Source organism: Candidatus Streptomyces philanthi (genome assembly GCF_059553635.1).
Genome location: NZ_JCANQV010000464.1, coordinates 1 through 3075 on the forward strand (window position 1 = coordinate 1; position 3075 = coordinate 3075).

Below are 3075 nucleotides of genomic sequence, written 5' to 3' on the forward strand. Positions count from 1 at the left end.
TCCCCACCCGCTGCGCACCCTGCCCCGAGAACAACACCGCGACCTTGCCGGTCGTGTGCTCGGCAGACCCGCGCGCCGCCTCGACGGTGGTGCCGCCCTCGGACAGCAGTACCGCACGGTGTTCCAGGTGTGCCCGGGTGGTCGCCAGGGAGAAGCCCAGGTCGAGGGGCGAACGGTCGGTCAGGGTGGAGAGCTGTTCCAGCTGTGCGGTCAGTGCTTCCTGGGATCGTGCGGAGACCAGCCAGGGCACGGCCGACGGCGTGACCTGCGGCGTCTCCTCGTCGGGCCCCTCGGGGTCCGGTGCCTGTTCGATGATGACGTGGGCGTTGGTGCCGCTGATGGCGAAGGAGGAGATGCCGGCCCGCCACGGGCGGTCGGTCTTGGGCCACTCCCGGGGCTCCGTCAGCAGCTCCACCGCACCGGCCGACCAGTCGACATGCGACGACGGCGCTTCCACGTGCAGTGTCTTCGGCAGCATGCCGTGGCGCAGCGCCAGGATCATCTTGATCAGGCCCGCCGCACCGGCCGCCGCCTGCGTGTGCCCGAGGTTCGACTTCACCGAACCAAGCAGCAACGGGCGCTCCGCATCACGATCCTGACCATAAGTGGCCAGCAACGCCTGCGCCTCGATCGGGTCACCCAGCGGCGTCCCCGTACCGTGCGCCTCGACCACGTCCACGTCCGACGCCGACAAGCCGGCGCTCGCCAGCGCGTCCCGGATCACCCGCTGCTGGGAAGGGCCGCTGGGGGCCGTCAGGCCGTTGGAGGCACCGTCCTGGTTCACGGCCGTCCCCCGCACCACGGCGAGGACGGGGTGGCCGTGGCGGCGGGCGTCGGACAGCCGCTCGACGACGAGGACGCCGACGCCCTCGGACCAGCCGGTGCCGTCGGCGGTGTCGGAGAACGCCTTGCAGCGGCCGTCGGGCGCCAGCCCGCCCTGCCGGGTGAAGCCGACGAAGCTCATCGGCGTCGATATCACCGTCACGCCGCCGACCAGCGCCAGCGAGCACTCACCGGAACGCAGCGCGTGCGCCGCCATGTGCAGGGAGACGAGGGAGGAGGAGCAGGCGGTGTCGAGGGTGACGGCCGGGCCCTCCAGGCCGAAGCTGTACGAGATCCGGCCGGACAGGATGCTGGCGATGAGGCCGGTGCTGCCGTGTCCCTCGATGTCCTCGCGGGAGTTCATCACGGTGTTGACGTAGTCGATACCGCTGGTGCCCACGAAGACACCGGTGTCGGTGCCGCGCAGGGACACGGGGTCGATGCCGGCGCACTCCAGCGCCTCCCAGGACGCCTCCAGCAGGATGCGCTGCTGGGGGTCCATCGTCACGGCCTCGCGGGGCGAGATGCCGAAGAAGCCCGCGTCGAACGAGGCGGCGTCGACGAAGCCGCCCTCGGCGGTCGCGCTGCTGCCGCTGCCGTCGCCGGCGAGCAGGTCGAGGTTCCAGCCACGGTCCGTCGGGAACGACGTGATGCCGTCCCGGCCGTCCGTCAGCAGCTTCCAGAATTCCTCCGGCGAGCGCACGCCGCCCGGCAGCCGGCAGGACATCCCGACAATGGCCATCGGCTCCTGCTGGGCGGACTCGACCTCCCGAAGCCGCTGGCGGGTCTGGTGCAAGTCGTTGGTGACCCACTTGAGGTAGTCAACGAGCTTGGTGTCGTTCGGCATGCCGTGGAACCTTCCGTGTGAATAAGGGGGCCGGACTCAGCGATCGCTGTGACGGCCGAGCTCGTTGTCGATGAAGGCGAAGATCTCATCGGCGCTGGCGGCCTCGATCCGCTCGGCGACCCCCTCGCCGTCCTCCTCCGTCCGGGCACCTCGCCAGGTGTCGAGGATCTGCGTGAGACGGGTGGCGACGGCGGCCCTGGTGCGGTCGTCGGGCTCGCTGGCGGCGAGTGCGGCGTCGAGCCGTTCGACCTCCGCCAGGAGAGCCGGCCCCGGGTCGGCCTCGCCCACGAGTTCCGCGACGAAGTGCTCGGCGAGTGCGGTGGGGTTGGGGTGGTCGAAGACCAGGGTGGCGCTGAGCCGGAGTCCGGTGAGCGCGGAGAGCCGGTTGCGGAGTTCGACGGAGGTCAGGGAGTCGAAGCCGAGGTCGTTGAACTCGCGTCGGGTGTCGATGTTCCGGGCCGAGGCGTGTCCGAGGACGGCGGCGGCCTCGGTGCGCACCAGGTCGGTCATCAGGCGCGTACGCTCCTCCGGGCGCGCCGCCCGCAGCCGGTCCAGGAGCAGCGCGGTCGTCGCGGCGCCACCGGTGGCGTTCGCGGCGGTGCGCCGGGCACCCTTGACCAGCCCGCGCAGAACGGACGGCACCGGGCCGTCGGCACGTACGGGTCCGGAGGTCCGGCCGATCGCGACGAGGTGGGGCGCGCCGGTCGAGACGGCGGCGTCGAACAGTGCCAGGCCCCGCTCCGGGGTGAGGGGCGCGGTCCCGTAGGCGGCCATCCGCTGCATGTCCGTATCGGACAGGCCGGCGGTCATGCCACCGCCCTGGGTCCAGGCGCCCCAGGCCAGGGACTGGGCGGGCAGGCCCAGGCCCGTACGGTGCGAGGCGAGCGCGTCGAGGAAGACATTGCCGGCCGCGTAGTTGCCCTGGCCCGGCGCGCCGATCACACCGGAGATGGACGAGTAGAGGACGAACGCGGCCAGGTCCAGGTCCTTGGTCGCCTCGTGGAGGTGCCAGGCGGCGTCCGCCTTCGGGCGCAGGACGGACGACAGGCGGTCGGCGGTGAGGGAGGTGACGATGCCGTCGTCGAGGACACCGGCCGTGTGGATCACGGCGGTCAGGGGGTGCTCGGCAGGCACGGAGGCAATCAGCGCGGTGACCGCTTCCCGGTCGGCCACGTCGCAGGCGCGGACGTCCGCCTCGGTCCCGTGGGCGGCCAGTTCCTCCCGCAGGTCGTCGACACCGGGGGCGTCGGGGCCACTGCGGCTCACCAGCAGCAGATGGCGGACACCACGCTCGGCCACCAGGTGGCGCGCCAGGTCACGGCCCAGGCCGCCGGTACCGCCCGTGATCAGGACCGTGCCCTCCGGGTCCCAGGCCCGCGCGTCATCACGTGCGCCGTCCAGCTCGG

Annotated in this window: 2 protein-coding genes; both read right to left on the reverse strand. The window is 72.2% G+C overall.

From position 1 onward, the window contains the following. A partial coding sequence (locus AC51EU_RS29005) for a type I polyketide synthase (protein WP_496270066.1) occupies nucleotides 1–1669 on the reverse strand: 1669 nt, incomplete at its 3' end. Between the two features lie 36 nt (nucleotides 1670–1705). Continuing rightward, a partial coding sequence (locus AC51EU_RS29010) for a type I polyketide synthase (RefSeq protein WP_496270067.1) occupies nucleotides 1706–3075 on the reverse strand: 1370 nt, incomplete at its 5' end.